Source organism: Desulfuromonas soudanensis (assembly GCF_001278055.1).
In the GTDB taxonomy this organism is placed as follows: domain Bacteria; phylum Desulfobacterota; class Desulfuromonadia; order Desulfuromonadales; family WTL; genus Deferrimonas; species Deferrimonas soudanensis.
Window position 1 is genome coordinate 2,312,649 of record NZ_CP010802.1, and the last position, 20,306, is coordinate 2,332,954.

The following is a 20,306-nucleotide window of genomic DNA, read 5'->3' on the forward strand; positions in this document are numbered from 1 at the left end:
CCTCCAGAATCAGAAAAAAGCGCTGCGACCCCTAAGCTAGTGTCCGTCCGGAAACCCCGGTTTTCTTACGGAACGAGGGCCACTTGACGTCGGTATGAAGATCCGGGTCGGTCAGTTCAAACTTCGATTCTCGGGAAACCTGCTCCAACTGCCTTCGATTCGCAGTTTTTGGGTGCACTGCTCCCTCTGGGGTCATTTTTCCACTCTGAGAATGCTGGGTTTAACCTTTAGCCAGCTCGATTCGGGCCAACACCAGCAGGTTATACGACACGACATTGCTCCAGACATAGCGCCTGAACCCGCGCCACCCACTCCAATTGCAGCGACTCAGGCCAAAGCGACGCTTTAACGCGGAAATGTTGGCCTCAATGCCGGCACGGAAGTTTTTCAGTCGCTTGTAGACCCAGTTGCTCTTGGCCATATCGAGCACACCCAGGCCACGACGCTTGGCGAATACGGCGTCCTTGACCTGATGATCCTTGGCAAAAGCCAGGTTGCTCTTGGATGCGAACCCGCCATCGGCGCTGACTTGGCGCGGCATGCTGGCGTAAGTTTGCTCATGCCGATCCAGGAGTTCGCAGTACTGCTCACTGTCTGCCGGATTGCCCCGGGGGATGAGGCAGTCCAGGATCAAGTTGGAGGCGCCGCCGGTGAAGAAAACCTTATGGCCGTACTCGGTGTCCCGGCGAGACTTGACGATGATGTCGCTATGGCTCTCGAAGAAGGAGATGATTTTCTCCGAGGCCGGGACGCTTTCTTCTTTGAAGACGCGCCGCTCTGTTTGGTCGATGACCTTTTCGAGAATGCGCAGGGCACGCTCAAGTTTTTGCGCCAGAAGGTGGGCCGTGCAGCCGTCTTGAAAGCTGGCGTTCTGATATTTTCCCAGAACGGGGATGGCCCCTCGAGCATAGCCGCAAACCTTGTGGGCCACCCCTACCAGATCGCGATAAGCAGCCACACGGGTTTCCTTCTTGCGGGTATTGAGGATCGCCAGGACCCGTTTTTTGGCCACCCGTCGATGGTCTGAGAACTGATAGTCTGGGCGGGGCTTGAGCTGATGGCCTTCAGTCATCCAACGCGTCATGATCCGGATGCCGTCAAAAAGCAAGGAGGAGTCGGTCGGGGCATGGATGTTTGTCTCGATGGCGGTGGAGTCGATGCGCACCTTCTTCCCCGTTTCGATCTTCGCCCCGGCAGCATAGCCGAGGATGAGCTGGTGCAGACTCTCCCAGGTCGATTCGTTCAAGCTCTTGATACTGTCCTGAAGAATTGACTTGCGGGGATAAACACCCATCTCCAGTCGCGCAAAGGCGCGAAAGGCGGCCGAGTCCTCCAAATAAAAGGCCAGCTCCTCATAGGTGAGCTCACGATACTGCTTGAGAATGGCGCAGCGCAGCACCTGATCGGCATTCAGCCCCAGGCGGCCGGTATCCGCACGCCGCCCTTGGAGCAGGTCGCGGTGAACGGCATCGAGAATCGCAGGGGTGTGATCCAAAATCTGGGAAATGCAGCGCAGCTCCTTGGCGATGGCACTGGTATGCAGTAGGTCAAAGATAGACATTTGTCGATTGATTTTTTGCCTCACGAGGCCTCCTGACCACATTGAAATCAGAACAAATTCAACATGTTAGAGGCTAATTCTGCCATGGCTAAAGATAAAAATCAAGTCTAAAATCTAAGGATTTGTGAGTAATTTTAGATAGTTAAGACTTTCCGGATGGAAACAAGCTAATAGAGGCGACCGTTCCAACAACCAACGCAACTGGCGCGGCAACGGTACCCACGGCAGCGCCAGCAACAACTAAAGCTAAGCCTGCTGCAATACTGGAAGCGGTGGCGAGATAAGTGCTGTCTGTTATGTAACCTGTTTCATCAAAATCCTTTTTGATATTGCGTGCATCATTTACCAGGTTTGCAACAACCAAGACACCGGCAGCGCTTTTGAATGTTTTCCCCATTATCGCGGCAAAGCTTTCAACACTTTCTAACATCGTAAGAGCTGGAGCAACCACGTCTCCATCTGCTGCAGCACGTACCGCGTTACCAATATCAACAGGCTTAGCGTTGATGGACATAAGTTGAGTAACGGTTCCAACTGCCTCCATTGTCTTTTCGTCTACACGTAGTGCCATCTTCTTCACCCCCTAATTAATTTTAATTTTCCTTACGGTTAGTCCAGTAAATATAAAAAATAAAAATAAAGACAACCCCTGAACAAGAACCAAAAATAATTTTATCGAAATTGTATACTTCTACAGATCTTTCGAAATAATCATACTTTCTTAAAAAATTATTATTATGACTTACTGCTTTGACAATTTTTTCTCTGTAAAGTAATGGGTGAATGTCATAATCATAGTAAACTTTTATAAACTCACCCTTAAGGTCATTTATTTTATTCCATTCAACACTATCTAAATTTGCCTTAAAGATGTATTGGTTGCCATTTTCTTTTCGAACAACCATCCTATGATAACTTCGACGTCCCGATTTATTTAAGTCCTGTAAAAGACCTTCTGTTGTTTCAAGTTGATCAAGTCTTTGGGGTGGCGTCAGTAAATCGACAAAAGTTATGTGGCCAATCATTAGCAAATAGATAGTTATTGCATACATCAACTTCGTGAAGCGTCTCTTCATCGCTCTCACAATAAATATCTGGTACAGGTTTGTTTTTTTGACTCGGCTTATTACACTCTGCCAAGCACTGTCCTTTTTCGCGCAGTTACGATCCCTTATTTCTGCTTCATCCCCATCAGCGAATTTCTTATCTTTTTCATTACCCAAACGCATCGTTACCTCCAGAAACTTTGTTTATTTAAATTTAGAAATAACCTTAATATTAATTTAAACAAGCCCGTCTTTGGGGGGCCAACCTAGCCACCGCTTAGTTCAACGATATGCGGCCCAATTAAGTGCCTTATTGGCTTTAATGAACCTGCTTCAGCTAAAGAACAAGTCCGCAACTCGATTCAGCCTGTCTAATCACCCCGCCTGCGCCTCTTCAACCAACCCCATCTGCCGAACAATCGCACCAAGTTCCACCACCTCATCCACATGCAACCCCTTAGGCACCTGATGGGTAATAAACAACATCGTCACTTTGCCCTTAAGCTTGTTGATGGTTTTGGCAAACAGCTCGGCAGTCTGTTGATCGAGATTGGAAACCGCTTCATCAAAGATCAGGATCTTGGGCTTTTTAAGTAACGCCCGGGCAATGGCGAGGCGCTGTCGCTGTCCACCTGACAATCCTGTACCACGCTCGCCAATCTCGGTCTGATAGCCTTCGGAGAGAGATTCGATGACCTCATGGATCTCCGCGGCCTTGCAGGCCTGAATCACCTCAGTGAAAGTCGCATGGGGATGAGCCATCACCAGGTTGTCGTAGAGCGTGCCGGAGAAGAGCACCGTTTCCTGCGGCACCACGCCGAAGACGCTACGCAGCTCGTTGGCCGCGAGATAGCGGATATCCTTGCCATCCAGGGCGATTTTCCCTTCCTGCGGAAGATAGAAGCCGAGCAGAAGCTTGGCCAGCGTACTCTTGCCGCAGCCAGAGGCGCCGGCCAACACGGTCAGATGACCGGGTTTAAAGGAAAGGTTCAGGTTACGGTAGAGCCAGGGATGATTCTCGGAGTAACGGAAAGCAAGATCCATTATGTCGATTCGCCCTATACCGACATTCTCGCGATTGGGAGTGAGTGTGTGCGGTTCCTGCGGCATATCGAGGATATCGCCCAAACGCTTGACGGCGATGTTGGCTTGCTGGAACTCCTGCCACAATCCGACCAGGCGCAGCATCGGCTGGCTCATACGTGAAGCGAACATCTGAAACGCCACCAGCATACCGACGGTGAACCCCTCGTTACGCATGACCAGCAACGCCCCGACCAGCAGCAGCGACAGAGTCATGGTCTGTTCCAGCCCGTTGGCGATCACGTTGTAGGTGTTACCGACCTGACGGGTCGCAAATCCGGCTGACAGGTAGCGGGAAAAAAGGTTGCCGTATTTTTTGTCGACATCCGGCTCCATCTGTAACGATTTGACGGTAGACATGCCGGCAATGTATTCAGTCAAAAAGGCCTGGTTCTGAGCGCCGAGCATGAACTGCAGGTTGAGTTTCTCGCGGAAGATGGGGACCATCAAAAAACTCATCAGACTAATGATACTGAGTATCCCGACAGCGATCAGGGAAAGCTCCCAGGAGTAAGCAAACATCACCGCCAGGAAGATGAAGAGAAAGGGCAGATCGAGCAGCAGGGTTATGGCCGCGCCGGAAACGAAATTACGGATGGTTTCCACCCCTTGCAATCTGGCGATCTGGGTGCCGGTCGGGCGGTTCTCAAAGTAGGGCAGCGGTAATCTGAGGAGATGACGAAAAACCTTACTTCCCAACACGGCGTCGATACGATTGCCGGTATGCAGCACCAAATACTGACGCAGCCAGCTCATGCCTGTGGAGAAGACCATAAACATGATCAGGGCCACGCCAAGCACGATCAGGGTACTGCGGGTCTGATGAACGACGACCTTATCGATGATAACCTGGGTAAAGAGCGGTGTCGCCAAGCCGACAAGTTGAATCGACAGCGAGGCAAGCAGAACATCGCGCCAGATCTTTTTGTGTTTAAGCAGCTCCGCAACGAACCAGCCGAAACCGAATTTCTTCTTCTCGGTCGCAAAACCAGCAATCTCCTCAACCTCGCCAGCGGCAGGCAAATCATCACGGGAGACAAGAATCAGATCGGGTTCGAGTTGCTCTAAAGCTGTTGCAGTTAAGATTTCTTCAGGGGTTTGTGAACCGGCCCGAAAACCGATCATCTTTTCGGCATCGGTTTTAACGATCAGCAGGGGAATGGATGGCGGGATGTCGGTTGCTTCGGGCGAGTCTTCAACACCCTCCTCCGAGGGTACCGGTTGCACCAGCGATTCCGACCGCAAGAAGGCAATCGCAGGCAACGGAATCCCTTGCCAGCTTTTGCCATCTAACCGATGAGCTCCGGTCTTAAAGCCAAGACTGCGAGCCGCTTCATGGAAAGTCGCCTGGGTATATGGAGGAGGGAATTGCTGAGCGACGAGCTTGGCATCAAATGGAAGACGATGCAGTTGACTTAAGCTACCAAGCAGCCATAGTACCTCATCGCGCCCTAGTGCCTTTTTCATTGGATTTGATTTATCACTGCCTGCAGCCAAAACGGTAGCCCCCACCCCGAATACACAATTTCTGTTTCAAATCATGCCAAGCAACAACTCCATCCAAACAAAAAAATGCCTACTTCCCTTAAACGAAGACAGGCATCGATTGATCAACCATCGGGGCTCTCTTCGGTAGCTCAGCCATCCACCCCTGCCTTTTAAGCTTTGATGGACCTGCCGCTTTGCGTCACTGGATCGCCCCAGTTTTGCTCTTATCGGAGAATTGAAAAAGTATTTATTTATATGACAATAATAATAAGCATACAAGCTAAAAATTAGTAATTAGTAATTACAGGAAGATGAAAATACTTGGCTTGAGGTTTCAATCTTAATGAAAATATACTTAATCAGCAAGTTTGCATCCGCAATTCCCTTCTTGTTCTTTGACAATAAGCTGATTTTGTTGGTTTTTTTATGTTAAACTAGAACCACATTGAAATTCACCAAAGGAGTTTTTACGACGATTCCGGCCGGCTCACAGCCCACATTGATGCAGGCAAACGCATCGGTGGAGGGTGTGGCGGGGACGCTGCCGCTTTAGCGCCCACTTGTAAAAACACTTTCCCAGGAGACATGGTAGAGAAACCTGAAGAAAGACCAAGCCCCTTTAACTCGGGCGAAATCGAAAAACGTTCATCATAAGAAAAGCCCCGATGTCGGGGCCGTTTCTATCTTTCTGGACAGTCAATTGGTGGAGGCGGCGGGAATCCCGTCATAGGCTGTTTATCTGTCCTGTAGATGCCAAAAGATGGCGGTGGATGGTGACAGACGCTAAAAACAGAAAAACCCGCTAATTTAGCGGGTTTCCTGTATCAATCTGGACCTTCCTGAACTATCAAATGGTGCCCGGGACGGGGGTCGAACCCGTACAACCTTACGGTCGAGGGATTTTAAGTCCCTTGTGTCTGCCAATTCCACCACCCGGGCAAAGGGGGGTATTATTAAACGATTTTTCGTCGGAGTGTCAACGGAAAAGGGCCGGCGAGGCGATACTCCGGGTTTTCCTCCCGTTTTCACGAAAAGAAGTGAATTTCAGGGATCTCGGCGAGGAGTCCGTACTTGACCGCCAGGGCGAAGAAGAGACGCAGCCCCTCGATGTGACTGCCGTCGAGATCGTAGGACATTGCCCGCCAGTAGTCGATCAGCTCACCCTCCCCCATCCACTTTCTTTCGGGGGTGTTTGCGGCCAGGGTTTGGAGGTCGGCGAGCGCTCGTTTCCGGGAGGCGGCGAGCTGTCCGAGAAGGCTGCGCACCCCCTGGGGGTCGCGGCAGGCGGCGTCTCGGCGGAGAATCCACAGAGCGAAGACAAAGGGGAGACCGGTATGACGGTGCCAGAGTTCGGCAAGGTCGTAGACCCGCTGAGTGCGGCCGAGTTTGGTCGCGGCGCGCAGGGCGCGGTCGCCGATGAGGAGTGCGGCGCCGCCTTCGGCCAGGACCTCTTCGACCGGAACGGCAGGGACGCGGCAGTTCACCTCTTTGTGGCCGTAAAATTCCCGGAGGAGGATCTGCAGGAGATTGACGGAGGTCGCCGATTCGCCCGTAAGAGCGATCGGTTCCCCTTCGAGTTCCTCGATGGGACGGGAAGTGAAGAGGAGAACGCTCTTCACCGGACCGCTGGCGCTGATCGACTGCCCGGGGAGAAGGAGATAATTTCGCCAGTTGTGGGCATATTCGAAGGAGGAGGAGGGGCTCAGATCGAGATCGCCGCAGGCCAGGCGCCGGTTGAGCTCCGAGGGGACCCCGCCGACGATGCGGCCGTCGAACCCGCACTGCTGCAGATAATGGAAGAAGGGAGCGCAGTTGATATAGCTGATATGGCCGATGGTCAAGGTCATCGGTCGGACATCTGCAGCAGGGATTCCTGATCGCTAGATGCGCCGCCGTTCTTCAGGGCGACCCCCTCATGTTGGAGGAGGAGGCCTGTGACCCGCAGGTAGGCGGTGACAGCCCGGTTGTAATCGGCCAGAGAGGTGATCTGGTCGGTACGGGCCAGGGCAAGATCTTCTTCCCCTTCCAGGACCTGACGGGTGGTGGCCAGTCCGACTTCGCGGCGTTTGAGGAGGGTGCGTAATTTCTCCTCGGCGAGGGCGCGGCCGTTGCCGGAGACTTCGATTTTCTTGCGGCTGACCTCCACGAGGCGGATGGCGGCGCGAATTTCATTGCGGATCTGGTCGCGAAGCCCCTCGAGCTGCGCCCGGCTCCCCTGGATGAGCTGCTGACTGCGGCGGTAGTCGTTGCGGGCGCTGCGGTTTCCCAGGGGGTAGGAGAGCGTCAGGCCGAGTTGCCAGTTGCGCAGCTCGTCCGTGCCGAGATCGCTGAGGTTGTCATTATAGGTGCCGGCGAGTCCCTTGTGGGAATAACTCGCGTCGAGATCAAGGGACGGGAGAAGGGCGTTGCGGTTGATGCGCGCCTCGAGATCGAGACGCTCGATCTCACGGACGCGGCGAAGCAGATCGGGACGCAGGATCAGGGCGCTGGCCAGCCCGCTCTCTTCGTCGGTCTCCAGAGGGGGCTCATCGAGGGTGACGTCGGCCACCTCGATCGCCTCGCCGCTGTTAAGAAGCAGAGCAAGATTGTCGAGGGCATCCTCGTAGGCCCGCCGGGCGTCGAGAAGTTCGCGCTGGCGCTGGCTGAGTCCGACTTCGGCCTCGAGAATTTCCACCGGCGCCATCACCCCGGCGTCGACCCGGGCGCGGTTTTCCGAATAAACCTTCTCGGCCAGGTCCACGGACGTCTCGCGGTAGACGAGATTGTCCCTCAGGCTCAGCACGTCGAAATAGGCGTCACGTACCCGGCCAAGGAGGACAAAGGCCTGCTCGCGCAGATCCTCGAGAGCGACGTCGCGATCCTTGGCCGCAAAGAGGATCACCTGCTCGGTGACCGTGGGACCGAATCCCCGAAGGAGCGGCTGGGTCAGGGAGAACCTGAGTTCGCTCTGATAGGCGGGATTGATGGCCGTCGGCGGTGTGCTGTCCTGCCGGCCGTTGGTGAAGGCGGCAACGATTTCGGCGCCAGTGGGGAGCTTCTGCGACAGGGAGAGATCGAACTGGCGGTATCTCTCCTTAACGGTCGTCTGATCGGCCAGGAAATAGAGGTTGCTCCGGTCCCGGGCTTCCCCTTCGGCCAATCGCACCCTGGCGACGGGATCATAGAGGCCGTAGCCCCCCCGCAGCCGCGATTCCGAGGCGCGCAGGGAATAACTCACGGCGCGCAGGTCGAGGTTGCGCTCCAGGGCGACGCGCTCGGCGCCGCGCAGGTCATAGATCTGCGCCTGGGCAGGAGATGTCGGCGCCGCCGTCAGGGCGAAGGTCAGGGCCGCGGACAGGATCAGAGGGCGGATTGGTTTCATAACACGGATGCTGCCTTGTCAGGGAAATTCAATACGTTGCATGTCGCGGGCGCTGATTTTGAAGGCTCCGTAGCCAGTATCACCGTAGAAAAGAGCGCGGCGAAGAATCATCAGGTCGAGCTTTTCCCCATCTTTGAGCTCAAGGGTAACAGCGACCCGGTCTCCGGAGACCTGCCCGAAGTCGACGGCGGCAATCTTCTTGAAGTCGACGGTGAGTTTGCCGCTGCCGCGATTCCCCTCGATAAAGAGGGTTCCGTCCATGGAAAATTGACTCAGATCGGTGCGAATGCCGGAGCGGTCGGTCACCACGGCGTGGAGGTTTTCCGCGGTCTGCGGCACACTCCCCGCCGGGGCGCCCCCCAGATCGCCCATTCCGAGGAGGAGCAGAGCGGCAGCAAGCAGCGAAAAAGTAGCCAGAATCCGTTTCATAAAGTCTTCTCCTTCCAAGAGAAAAATCGCAGGTCAAGCATATCATGCCCTGTGCCGAGGTAAACCGGGACTCGGGGACAAACCCCGCAGCGTCCACTCTGTATTGCCATATTTGCAGGTCTCGAGGGCCCTGGCCCTTTCCCATTCGTCGGGCGTCGGCGTGTCGACGACAAAATCGAGTCCGAGGCGGCGGCCGAAGGTGAAAACCAGGGCGTCCTCGACGGCGGCGATGTCCAGGGGGTCATCCAGCCAGCGGTTGAGCCAGCCGACCTTGGCCGCCAGTTTTTCCCCCCCGGCGGCTCCGGAGACTTCTCCGACGGTATCGAGGGCGCAAAAGAGGCGCTCGGGGTCGAGTTCGACGGGGATGGAGCCATGCTGGAGAAAGGCCCCCTTCCAACGTTTCTGCGCTCCGCCGCTGATCTTGCAACCGTGGCAGAGAATTTCATAGCTGGCCGGGGCGGTAAAACAGGCGCTGTGCTCGGCCCCCTCCCCTGCCGGTCCGTCGGCGCGCCCCGGGGCCAGGGTCGCCGGCAGTCCGAACCCTTCCAGTGCCTGACAGAGGACGCCGGCGATGACCCGATAGTTTTCCAGAATCGAGCCGACAAAGGGGGGGCAGCGCTCGGGAGCGATCACGGCGTAGGTGGCCTCGCAATCGTGGAGCACGGCCCGGCCGCCGGTCAGGCGGCGGACGACGTCGAGACCGAGGCGCCGGCAGGCCTCAAGATTCACCACCGCCGCGCCCCGCTGGAAGTAGCCGAGGGTCACCGTAGCCGGATCCCAGCGGTAGAGGCGCAGCACCGGAGCGGACCGGCCAGCGGCCACCTCCTCGAGGAGAACCTCGTCGAGAGCCATGTTAAAGCTTCCTGAGCCGGCTCCGCTGCGGATCAGGCGCCAGGGGGACCGGGAGGTCATGGGGACTCCAGTTGAAAAAAATCAGGGCCAGGCACCGGGCCTGGCCCTGAGGGCGTTCTACAGAATGAGCTTTTCCATGAAGCTGGTATCGGCATTCCCTTCGCGGAAGTCCTTGTTGGCCATGATCCGCTTGTGCAGAGGGATGCTGGTCTTGATCCCCTCGATGATGTACTCGTCGAGGGCGCGGGCCATGCGGCTGATGGCCTCCTCGCGGGTATCGGCGTGGACGATGAGCTTGGCGATCATCGAGTCGTAGTGAGGGAGGACGGTGTACTGGTCGTAGACCGCGCTGTCGACACGGACGCCGAGTCCGCCCGGGGTATGGTACCCGTTGATCTTGCCGGGAGACGGGGTGAATTTGACCGGATCCTCGGCATTGATGCGGCACTCGATGGCGTGGCCGCGGATCTTGATGTCCGACTGCTTGAAGCGCAGGGGCAGGCCGGCGGCGCTGCGAATCTGCTCCTTGATGATGTCGACGCCGGTGATCATCTCGGTGACGGGATGCTCCACCTGGACGCGGGTGTTCATCTCCATGAAATAGAAGTTATTGTTCTTGTCGAGAAGGAATTCGAAGGTGCCGACGCTCGTATACTTGACCGCCTTGGCGGCAGCGACGGCGCAATCCCCCATCTTTTTGCGCAGTTCCGGCGACAGCACCGGACAGGGAGCCTCCTCGAGGAGCTTCTGGTGGCGACGCTGGATGGAACAGTCGCGTTCGCCGAGATGGATGACGTTGCCGTGCTTGTCGGCGAGGATTTGCACCTCGACGTGGCGGGGCTCCTCGCAGTATTTCTCGATATAGACTTCGGGATTGCCGAACCCGGCCTGGGCCTCGGTGCGGGCAGCGGCGAAGGCGTTGGGGAGGGAGGCGGGCGAGTGAACGACCTTCATCCCCCGTCCGCCGCCGCCGGCGGTGGCCTTGATGATCACCGGGTAACCGATCTCGGCGGCGACCTTCTTGGCCTCTTCGGCGCTGTGCACCCCCTCCTTGGTTCCGGGAAGGATGGGAACCCCGACGGCGATGACCGTCTGTCGGGCGCTGATCTTGTCCCCCATCAGACGCATGTTCTCCGGTGTGGGACCGATAAAGGTCAGGCCGCAGTTGGCGCAGATCTCGGCAAATTCGGCATTTTCCGACAGAAAACCGTAGCCGGGATGGATGGCGTCGGCGTCCGTCACCTCGGCGGCGCTGATGATCGCCTTCATGTTCAGGTAGCTCTTGGCGCTCGGAGCCGGACCGATGCAGATACTCTGGTCGGCCAGTTTGACGTGCAGGGCCTCCTTGTCCACATCGGAGTGGACGGCAACGGTCTTGATGCCGAGTTCCTTGCAGGCCCGGATGATGCGCAGGGCGATCTCGCCGCGGTTGGCGATAAGGATTTTATGGAACATGAATTGGTCTCCGAAAAGGGTTTCAGGCGTTAAGAGCAGAGGGCGATCAGCATCCACCCCCGATTTCCGGACCCTGAGACCTTTTAAAGGCGCTCCACCAAAAACAGCGGATCGCCGAATTCGACGGGCTGGGCATTCGCCTTGAGAATCTCGACGATCCTGCACTTGAACTCGGCCTCGATCTCGTTCATCAGTTTCATCGCCTCGACGATACAGAAGCTCTGGCCGACCTCGACCACGTCGCCCACCTTGACGTAGGCGGGGGAGTCGGGAGAGGGAGAGGCGTAAAAGGTACCGACGATGGAAGAGGTAATGGTCTCGTGTTTATCGTTCACCACGGCGGCGGGTGCGACGGGGGGAGCGGGAGCCGCGGAGGGGACAGCGGCGGCCTGAGGCGCCATCATCTGGGTCTGAGGGGAATAATTTTGCGGAGAGGTGACATGAATGACCTCCTGACCGCGCCCCCGCTTGATGACGATCTTCTCGTCGGCGTTTTCCATATCGAATTCGGTGATGTCAGTTTCTGTGACCATTTTGATCAGGGTCTTGAGGTCCTTGATATCCATTGAAGCGTTCTCCTTCCAGGAAAAGATCGTGCTTGTTAATCACGGGGACGGCCACGGGCCTTTGCCGGAGCCCCTTTCGGGCCCCTCCCCCCGCTACATTTCAGGTTCTGCACTCCGACCTCAGAGAGAGAGAGTGCGGAACTCCTTGGGCAGACAGGTAATAAGGCGACAGCCGTCACCTGTGACCTCGATGGTATCCTCGATCCGCACTCCGCCAAGGTCCGGGAGATAAACCCCCGGTTCGATGGTGAAAACCATCCCCTCGGCGGCGATCGTCTCGGAGCGGGGCGAAACCGTGGGGGCCTCGTGGACCTCGAGGCCGACACCGTGGCCGAGACCGTGACCGAAATAATCGCCGTAGCCGCAACCGGCGATGTAGTCCCGGGCGGTGGCGTCGATCTCTTTCAGGGAAACGCCGGGGCGCACTGCCGCCAGAGCCCGGTCATGAGCGGCGAGGACAGTGTCGTAAATCTCCCGCAGCCGGGGATCCACCTCGCCGACGGCCAGGGTCACCGTTTCGTCCGAATGGTAGCCGGAGACACGGGTGCCGAAATCGATGGTGACCAGTTCTCCGGCGGCGAGGACCTTCTCCGTGGCCACCCCGTGGGGCATGGCGCCGCGCACGCCGGAGGCGACGATAAAGTCAAAGGCCTTGTCCTCCCCTCCCCGCCGCTTAAGGGCGAATTCGAGAGCCAGGGCGATCGCCTTCTCGCTGACCCCGGGGCGGATCAGGGGGAGAATCTCCTCGAAGGCGTCGGCATTGAGCCGGGCAGCCCGGCGCAGTTCGGAAATTTCCCCGGCGGACTTCCGGATGCGCAGATCGGCGAGCTCCCGGGTCAGGGGGATCCAGGTGGATCCCCCCGATCCCTGCTCCCGGAGGCGCTCGACGGTCGCATAACCGAGAGTCTCGGCCTCGAAGCCGATACGCTGCAGACCGTGCTCCTGGAGGTAGGCGACGACCCCGTCCTCCTTCAGCCGGTACTGGCGAATCTCGCCGGCGGTCACCTGCTGTCGTGCCTGGGTGGTATAACGCGAATCGGTGAGAAAACATTCCCCCCCGGCATGAACGACCAGGGCCCCGTCGCTGCCGGTAAATCCGCAAAGATATCGGATATTGGGGAGGCTGAAAAAAACCAGGGCGTCGAGACCCTTCGTCGGAAGGATTTGCCGCGCCTGCGGAGACCTGTTATTTACCATAAGGGTGCTTCATACTCAATAATTATCATTTTAGTTTCAGTAAAATTGCCCGCAGGGCCAGCAGATAGCTGTCGGCGCCGAATCCGCAGATCTGGCCGAGGACGACCGGCGCCAGGTAAGAGTGGTGACGGAATTCCTCGCGGGCATGAATATTGGAGAGATGCACCTCGACGGCGGGGAGGCCGACGCCCGCCACGGCATCGCGGAGGGCGATGCTGGTATGAGTCAGGCCGCCGGGATTGATGAGAAGACCCCGTACCCCCTCTTCCCGCGCTGCATGGATGCGATCGATCAGAGCCCCTTCGCTGTTGGACTGGAAATGCCCGACCACCACCCCCAGTTCGGCGCCGAGAGCGACCAGACGGCCATTGATGTCGCCGAGGGTCTCGCTCCCGTAGACGCCGGGTTCGCGAACGCCGAGAAGGTTGAGGTTGGGTCCGTGCAGAACCAGAATGTCCATGTCCACTCCCCTAGCTCAGGGCCTCGATCAGGCGGGGTGCCTCTTTGGTCAGCAGATAGCGTCCCTTGCCGAAATTGCCCGCGCGATCGAGGATTAAAGCCACGAAATAGTCGTCCGTCAGCACCCGGATGACAACATAAAAGCGGTCGGTCTTGATGGAGACTTCTTCCATGTCGCCGTTGTCGAGGATTTCGGCGGTATTCTTGATTTCCTTGAGCACGTTGGCATATTCGACGGCGACCATGTGCAGGTCGATCCCTTCCGTCGGTTCGGAATATTCCTCGATGGCGATGCCGTCGTACCCCATGAGAACCGCGCCGATTCCGCCGCCGGACTGCTGGACAATTCCCTGCAGAATTTCGTTAAACATGTTCCCTCCTCCTGGCAATGGCATCGAGCCAGCGATTGAGAAGCCGCTGGTGGATCTCGCCCCTGGTTTCCCGCGGCGCGGCTGCTGTGACCGGCGCCGCCACGGCAGCGATTGTCGGTTTCGGAAAGACGGTCTCCGGGGTCGGGGAGGGCTCTGCTGCCGGTGATGATTGCGCCGCCGGCAAATCCCCCCCTCCAAGCGTTCCCTGCGCCTCCTGGGCCTCAACCCGGGCTTTCAGCTCAATCAGCTTGGCGCGCACCTCCTGGTTATGCGGGTCGATTTTGAGGAGATCCCGGTAGACCTTCATCGCCCTTTTCAAAAGTCCCTGACGGACATAGATTTCGGCAATGGTCGAGGTGGCAATCGGCTCCCCGGCGGCCGGCTTTTCCGTCGGGGGTTCATCGGGGAGGGACGCTTCGGGGACAACGGCTCCTCTGCTGTGCACCGGTCCGAGGGAGGCCAGCATCTTGCGCACCCCTTCATCCCCGGGATTGATGGTGGCGCCGCGCAGCAGAATCTGCAGCGCCTCCTCAGGTTGCCTGTTGAGGATCCGCACCCTGGCCAACCCCTTGATGGCGGTCAGGTTGTCATGCTCAATGGCAAGGGCCGCTTCAAAAGCCGCGATCGCCCGACTCAGATCCCCGCGCTGGGCGAGGACCCGCCCCAGGGAAATATGCCCGGGACAGTAGCCGGGGAGAGCCGTAACCCCCTGCCGGGCGATCTGCAGGGCGTCGTCGAGCATCCCCATCTGCCGGTAGGCTTCGCTTAAGGGGACGAAAACCGTGGATCGGGGATCCCTGGCGAGGATTTCGGTGTATCCGGCGATTTTGCCGAGAAGGGAAATATCGGACATGGGGTCGGTCTACCCTTCCGAGAGGTTCGCAATAGCTGCCGTGAAGAGAGGTTCGGGATCAGAGAGTTCGCGGATCTGGCAATCACCGATACCGCAATTGAGAATGACCCGCAATACCCCCTCCTTCACCTTTTTGTCCCGGCCCATGGCCCGCAGATAATCTTCGAGGGGGAAGGCCGGAGGAACCACCGGCAGATTGAAGGAAACCAGCAGCGCCCTGATGGCGGCCACCTCTTCGGCACGGCAGAGGCCGAGCTCGCAGGAGACTGCGGCGGCGACGCAGATGCCTATCGCCACCGCCTCGCCGTGGCGGTAATGACCGTAACCGGCCAGAGCCTCGACGGCGTGACCGAAGGTGTGCCCGTAGTTGAGAATGGCACGCAGGGAGCTTTCAGTTTCGTCATTTTCTACAACATTCGCCTTGATTTGGCAAGATCTGTTTACGGCCAGCACCAGGGACTGGCGGTCGAGGCGCTGCAGATTCTCACGGGCCCCGACCAGCCAGTCGAAGAAATTCCGGTCGCGGATAACGCCATACTTGACGACTTCGGCCATTCCGGCGGCAAACTCGCGAGGAGGGAGAGTGGTCAGGGTGGCGACATCGATGTGGACATGGCGGGGCTGGTAGAAGGCACCGATCAGGTTCTTGCCGAGGGGATGATTGACGGCGGTCTTGCCGCCGACGGAGCTGTCGACCTGAGCGAGGAGCGTCGTCGGCACCTGGACGAAGGGAATCCCCCGCAGATAGGTGGCAGCGGCAAATCCCGTGATGTCGCCGACCACTCCGCCGCCGAGGGCGATCAGCCCCGACGAACGGTCGAATCCCCCTTCGATGAGGGCGGTATAGATCGACTCAAGCGTCCGGAGGGTCTTGAATTCCTCTCCGTCGGGGATCACGATCGTCTCGGCCCGGTACCCGGCGGCGGCCAGGTGGCGCAAGAGCTCGCCGCCATAGAGGGCCTCCACCGTGGGGTTGGTGATCACCGCCACGCGGCGAGGGAAACGGACCCGCTGCAGCGCCTCACCGATCTCGGCCAGAATCCCTTCGCCGATGCGGATGGAGTAGCTGCGATCGCCAAGCCCTACGGTCAACTCTTCAAACATCTTCAACTCCTATGGCCTGGAGTATCGCCCGGGCGACTTCGGCGGGGCTCTTCTCGTCGGTATCGATGATAATCTCGGCCTGCTCGTAAAGAGGGAGGCGCCGCAGCCAGAGCTGGCGGGCCTTCTCGAGCCCGGCCGCCGGATCGGCGAGCGGACGATCATCGGAGGCGGCGAGCCGGGCGGAGAGGGTCTTCCAGCTGGCCCGCAGATAGACGACGGCGCCCAGGGACCGGAGAAATTCCCGATTCTCCTGGCGGCCGATGATCCCGCCCCCGGTCGCGACCACCGCGTGACTCAGGGGTTCCAGGGAGCGCAGCGCCTCCGATTCGTAATCGCGAAACGCCTCCTCCCCTTCGGAGCTGAAAATCTCGGCAATGGCACGCCCCCGGCGCTCGACAATCAGCGCATCGAGGTCGATGATCCGGTATCCTGCCGCCTTTCCGAGGGCCCGGGCGATGGTCGTCTTCCCCGCCCCCATGAAGCCGATCAGAAGGATATTGTCCGATTTAGAAACCATGCACATGGCGCAGATAGGCAGCGAGATTCTCCTGCACTTCCTCCATGGCGTCGCCGCCGAATTTTTCGAGGACCGCCTCGGCAAGTTCGATGGCGACCACCGCCTCGGCGACGACCGCAGCCGCCGGCACCGCGCAGACATCGGAGCGCTCGACGGTGGCGGCAAAGGCTTCCTTGGTGGCCAGATCGACGGTCTGCAGGGGCTGGTAGAGGGTCGGGATCGGTTTCATGGCGCCGCGGATGACGATCGCCTCGCCGTTGGTCATCCCCCCCTCCAGGCCACCGGCGCGATTGGAACGGCGCAGGAAACCTCCTTTTTCGTAACCGATCTCGTCGTGGACCCGGGAACCGGGGAGACGGGCGGCCTCGAAGCCGAGTCCGATTTCCACCCCCTTGAAGGCCTGGATGCTCATCACCGCCTGCGCCAGGCGACCGTCGAGCCGCCGGTCCCAATGCACGTAGCTGCCGAGGCCGACGGGAGCGCCGAGGACCACAACTTCAACTACTCCACCGAGGGTATCGCCGGCGGCCTTGGCCTCATCGATGCGCTTGATCATCGCCTGCTCGGCGACCGGGTCGAAGGTGCGGCACGGCGACTCTTCGGCCCGGGAGAAACGGTCGCGAAAATCCTGACCGTCGTCCCCGGCCGTTATGCCGCCGAGCTCCACCACATAACCGAAGACCTCGATGCCGAGATCGGCGAGAAACTTGCGGCAGAGAGCGCCGACGGCGACCCGGGCCGCTGTTTCCCTGGCGCTGGAGCGCTCAAGAATATTGCGGGCGTCGTCCTGCCGGTACTTGATGACTCCGCTGAGGTCGGCGTGGCCGGGGCGAGGATGGGTGACGGCGATCCCCTCCACCCGGTCGGAGGCCAAAGGCGACATCTTTTTGTCCCAGTTGGCCCAGTCGCGATTTTCAATGGAGAGGGTAATCGGCGAACCGAGGGTCTTCCCCCAGCGCACCCCGGAGAGGAAACGCACCCGGTCCGTCTCGATCTTCATCCGCCCGCCGCGACCGTGCCCCTGCTGGCGCCTCGCCAGGTGGCCATTGATGTCGTCCTCGCTGATCTCAAGATTGGCCGGCATGCCCTCGACGATGGCCGTCAAAGCAGGCCCGTGGGATTCCCCCGCCGTCAGATAGCGTAATTTCATCTGCAATTCCTTCGGTTTTTCATAACAAAAGGACAGGCCTGGACCTGTCCTCTTGTCAGCCCATATTGGTCAGTATCGGTTCAGTTGACAATCCGCGGGGTAATGAAAATAAGGAGCTCGGACCGCGTACTGCTCTGGCTGTTGGAACGGAACAGCCGTCCGAGGATCGGAATCTTCCGCAGGAAGGGGATTCCCGCCTCGCCAAAATTCTCCGACTCGACAAAGATCCCGCCGATGACTGTTGTTTCACCATCCATAACCAAGAGTTTCGTCTTGGCGTTTTTGGTATCGATGGCCGGGGCACTTCCTGCCCCCGTGGCGACGGTCGAACCGATGGAACTATTGGAGGCATCGATTTCAAGGATGACGCTGCCGTCCGGGTTGATGACCGGTGTGACCTTCAGCGACAGTTCGGCGCTCTTGAACTCGGTCGTCGTCCCCTTTTCGCTGACGGTCTGGTAGGGGATCTGGGTCCCCTGGGAGATGGTGGCTTCCTCTCCGTTGAGGGTCGTGACCCGTGGCCTGGAGATGACCTTGCCGTTCCCTGATGTTTCCAGGGCCGAAATCCTCAGGTCCAGAACCGTACTGTCTATCCCGATCTGTCCGAAGGTAATCCCGCCGGCCAGGCCGGAGGAGGCGATGGACGGAGTCAGGAGAAAACCGCCTCCACCGGAGAAATCCGCGGCATTGGAAGGGAGGTCGCCGGGGTTGTTATCGTTGTTGACCCGCCAGTTGACACCGAGATCGCGACCGAAGGTAGAACTGGCCTCGACGATCCGCGCCTCGATCAGCACCTGCCGCTCGGGTGTGTCGAGAATCTTCACCAATTTGCGAATTTCCACAATGACCGAGGCCACATCGGTGACGATGACCTGCTTGTTACGGTTATCGGCGGTAATTTTCCCTCTTTCGGTCAGCAGCTCCTTGGCCGGCCCGACGACATTATCCAGGTCCGTGTAACTGACCTCGATGACTTCGGTATAGAGATCTTCGAGTTTTTCCTTCGTCCGGGAGGCCGTCAACTTGGCCTCGTCCATGGCCCGAATCTTTTCAATGGGAAGAATGCGCATGACATTCCCCTCGCTCAGCATACCGAGCCCCTTGATCTCGAGGACCAGGGCGAGGGCCTGATCCCAGGGGACATCAATGAGTCGCAGGGTGATGGTTCCTGTCACGTCATCGGAAGCGATGATGTTCTGATTGCTGACGTCAGCGATCAGCTGCAGGATTTTACGGATGTCGGCATCATCGAAGACCAGAGATATTTTCTGCCCGACATAGTCGCCTCCTCCTTGAGTCGACACAGGAGCTCGGACCGGCTCGTCCCTGCGGGCCGTCCCACCACCTTCGCCGGGAGCTGAAAATCTCGTTGTCTCGCCAAGGTTGCCATCCGAACCGGGAACCTTTGTCCGTGAAGCGGTCGGCTCCTCCACCGGAGGCGGATTCAGGACGAGGACTCCCTGCTGCTCAAGGGCGGGAACAGGCGCTTCGGCAAAGGCACCGTCTTCAACCACCAGTTGCAGGTTGTCGCCCTTGCGCTCCAACGAGTAGGGAACGGAACCCTTGAGTTCGACGGCGAAACGGACCTGCTGAACACCTTTTTCCTGCACGGTATAAGGGGTAATCAATTTAACGGCGCTCGGAAAGGCCGAGGCATCGATGACCCGCCGTTGCGACCGGGTAATGGACGCATTGTCCACTCCAAAGCGAATGATATGGTCCGCTTCCGTCGGGGTGGAATAGCTCGTGTTTCCTGAAAGTTCGATGGTGAAAATGGACTTACCGTTCTCTGTGGAAAAATCCAGATTCTGGACGACGACCTTGCCCGCTGCCGGCAAAGCCGCAGCAGGTGTTGCGGCAGGCTGGCGATCACCCCAGGAAAGGAGAATGCGGTTATTTTCCTGCACCACCTCATGTTTGGGGACCGTTTTTCCCTCGGCATCGAAGACGAAACGGGTCTTGTCCGGATAAGAGCCGACCCGCGCCTGCTTGAACCCCCCGGTTCCGGAAAAGGAACGGGTCTTGAACCTTGGTTTTACACCAAAGATATCGAGCACGAGACGGGGAGGAGCCGAAAGATTGAAGTACTTGAATTTTTCAATCCTGCCGTCGGTGGAAACAATGGCCTGCCCCCTGCCGAGAGTGACATCTTCGACAAATCGAGCCGACGGCATGAGACCTGCCGAATCTCCTTCGACCGTTTCAACACTTTCCGCCGTTACCTGTAGAGATCCGGATTCATCTCCCATCATCGGCGATTCAACCGCCGATGGCGTTTCCGCATCGACCACGGAAGGTTCGGGCTGAACTTCGGTGGCGGTTTGGACGGTGACCGCATCAGGCGCCGCGGTTTCTTGGGAAGGAGCGGCAAATACGACAAGAAATTCATTGTTAGAAATATCGACCTCGTAGGCGGCGGAATCGGTCAGCACCAACTCGACGCGGCCGAGTTTGCCGGACGTCAGTTCGAAGGACGATATCCTTATCTCCTTAACCACCGGATCATCGCTTTTGATGAGCGTATCGACTCCCGAGATATCCATCCCGGGAAAGTCAATTACGACACGAACAGGATCGAAGGAATCGTACACGGTATAGCGGTATCCGACCGGCTTTTCGGTCCGGATGCGTGCCACCGCCGTACCATTTTCTTGCTCGATCGACGCCTCGACAATTCGATTGTCCTTATCTCCGCCGACAACTTCCTGAGCCCGGGCTGCGGGGGGAGTCAGAAGAGCGAAAAGAGTCAACAAACCGGCGAGCAGAAAACCCCTCAGGCCAAAACCTGATTTTTTGCAGTGTGCATGTCGCATT

General features: G+C 58.2%; 18 protein-coding genes, 1 tRNA gene and 1 riboswitch. All 19 genes read right to left on the bottom strand.

The window, feature by feature from the left end:
• Positions 1 to 220 precede the first annotated feature (220 nt).
• On the bottom strand, positions 221 to 1,585 hold the full coding sequence (locus DSOUD_RS10405; RefSeq protein WP_076611864.1) for an ISNCY-like element ISDesu1 family transposase: 1,365 nt from the start codon (positions 1,583 to 1,585) through the stop codon (positions 221 to 223).
• Positions 1,586 to 1,703: 118 nt separating this feature from the next.
• Entirely contained in the window at positions 1,704 to 2,132 is a 429-nt protein-coding gene (locus DSOUD_RS10410) for a hypothetical protein (RefSeq protein ID WP_053550948.1), read from the bottom strand.
• A 22-nt stretch (positions 2,133 to 2,154) separates the two neighbouring features.
• Entirely contained in the window at positions 2,155 to 2,790 is a 636-nt protein-coding gene (locus tag DSOUD_RS10415) for a hypothetical protein (RefSeq protein WP_053550949.1), read from the bottom strand.
• A 192-nt stretch (positions 2,791 to 2,982) separates the two neighbouring features.
• The gene (locus tag DSOUD_RS10420) at positions 2,983 to 5,157 is read right to left on the bottom strand and encodes a peptidase domain-containing ABC transporter (RefSeq protein ID WP_053550950.1); all 2,175 of its coding nucleotides are present in this window, start codon (positions 5,155 to 5,157) and stop codon (positions 2,983 to 2,985) included.
• A gap of 161 nt (positions 5,158 to 5,318) precedes the next feature.
• Positions 5,319 to 5,411: riboswitch (cyclic di-GMP riboswitch) on the bottom strand.
• Positions 5,412 to 6,030: 619 nt separating this feature from the next.
• A tRNA-Leu gene (locus DSOUD_RS10425) sits at positions 6,031 to 6,117 on the bottom strand.
• An 86-nt stretch (positions 6,118 to 6,203) separates the two neighbouring features.
• Positions 6,204 to 7,025 carry a menaquinone biosynthetic enzyme MqnA/MqnD family protein gene (locus tag DSOUD_RS10430; protein ID WP_053550951.1) on the bottom strand — a complete coding sequence of 274 codons (822 nt, stop codon included), beginning with the start codon at positions 7,023 to 7,025 and terminating at the stop codon, positions 6,204 to 6,206.
• On the bottom strand, positions 7,022 to 8,539 hold the full coding sequence (locus DSOUD_RS10435; protein ID WP_053550952.1) for a TolC family protein: 1,518 nt from the start codon (positions 8,537 to 8,539) through the stop codon (positions 7,022 to 7,024). Before DSOUD_RS10435 ends, DSOUD_RS10430 begins: the two co-directional genes overlap by 4 nt.
• An 18-nt stretch (positions 8,540 to 8,557) precedes the next feature.
• Positions 8,558 to 8,968, bottom strand: coding sequence for a hypothetical protein (locus tag DSOUD_RS10440; RefSeq protein WP_053550953.1), 411 nt, complete (start codon positions 8,966 to 8,968; stop codon positions 8,558 to 8,560).
• A gap of 42 nt (positions 8,969 to 9,010) precedes the next feature.
• Positions 9,011 to 9,880 carry a lipoate--protein ligase family protein gene (locus tag DSOUD_RS10445; RefSeq protein ID WP_053550954.1) on the bottom strand — a complete coding sequence of 290 codons (870 nt, stop codon included), beginning with the start codon at positions 9,878 to 9,880 and terminating at the stop codon, positions 9,011 to 9,013.
• Between the two features lie 57 nt (positions 9,881 to 9,937).
• A complete protein-coding gene (gene accC, locus DSOUD_RS10450; RefSeq protein ID WP_053550955.1) occupies positions 9,938 to 11,275 on the bottom strand; it encodes an acetyl-CoA carboxylase biotin carboxylase subunit in 1,338 nt (445 codons plus the stop codon).
• 83 nt (positions 11,276 to 11,358) lie between these two features.
• Positions 11,359 to 11,841 carry an acetyl-CoA carboxylase biotin carboxyl carrier protein gene (gene accB, locus DSOUD_RS10455; RefSeq protein WP_053550956.1) on the bottom strand — a complete coding sequence of 161 codons (483 nt, stop codon included), beginning with the start codon at positions 11,839 to 11,841 and terminating at the stop codon, positions 11,359 to 11,361.
• Between the two features lie 120 nt (positions 11,842 to 11,961).
• Positions 11,962 to 13,038 carry a M24 family metallopeptidase gene (locus DSOUD_RS10460; RefSeq protein WP_053550957.1) on the bottom strand — a complete coding sequence of 359 codons (1,077 nt, stop codon included), beginning with the start codon at positions 13,036 to 13,038 and terminating at the stop codon, positions 11,962 to 11,964.
• 25 nt (positions 13,039 to 13,063) lie between these two features.
• On the bottom strand, positions 13,064 to 13,498 hold the full coding sequence (gene aroQ / locus DSOUD_RS10465) for a type II 3-dehydroquinate dehydratase (protein ID WP_053550958.1): 435 nt from the start codon (positions 13,496 to 13,498) through the stop codon (positions 13,064 to 13,066).
• Between the two features lie 10 nt (positions 13,499 to 13,508).
• Positions 13,509 to 13,868, bottom strand: a complete 360-nt coding sequence (locus tag DSOUD_RS10470) for a roadblock/LC7 domain-containing protein (RefSeq protein ID WP_053550959.1) — start codon at positions 13,866 to 13,868, stop codon at positions 13,509 to 13,511.
• Positions 13,861 to 14,721 carry a tetratricopeptide repeat protein gene (locus DSOUD_RS10475; protein ID WP_053550960.1) on the bottom strand — a complete coding sequence of 287 codons (861 nt, stop codon included), beginning with the start codon at positions 14,719 to 14,721 and terminating at the stop codon, positions 13,861 to 13,863. The genes DSOUD_RS10470 and DSOUD_RS10475 overlap by 8 nt, the downstream gene beginning before the upstream one ends.
• Before the next feature lie 9 nt (positions 14,722 to 14,730).
• Positions 14,731 to 15,825, bottom strand: coding sequence for a 3-dehydroquinate synthase (gene aroB, locus DSOUD_RS10480; protein ID WP_053550961.1), 1,095 nt, complete (start codon positions 15,823 to 15,825; stop codon positions 14,731 to 14,733).
• Positions 15,818 to 16,342, bottom strand: coding sequence for a shikimate kinase (locus DSOUD_RS10485; protein ID WP_053550962.1), 525 nt, complete (start codon positions 16,340 to 16,342; stop codon positions 15,818 to 15,820). Before DSOUD_RS10485 ends, aroB begins: the two co-directional genes overlap by 8 nt.
• Complete coding sequence (gene aroC, locus DSOUD_RS10490; RefSeq protein WP_053550963.1) at positions 16,332 to 17,492, bottom strand: chorismate synthase; 1,161 nt, start codon at positions 17,490 to 17,492, stop codon at positions 16,332 to 16,334. The genes DSOUD_RS10485 and aroC overlap by 11 nt, the downstream gene beginning before the upstream one ends.
• A gap of 80 nt (positions 17,493 to 17,572) precedes the next feature.
• Positions 17,573 to 20,305 carry a type IV pilus secretin PilQ gene (locus tag DSOUD_RS10495; protein ID WP_053550964.1) on the bottom strand — a complete coding sequence of 911 codons (2,733 nt, stop codon included), beginning with the start codon at positions 20,303 to 20,305 and terminating at the stop codon, positions 17,573 to 17,575.
• Position 20,306: the final 1 nt, after the last annotated feature.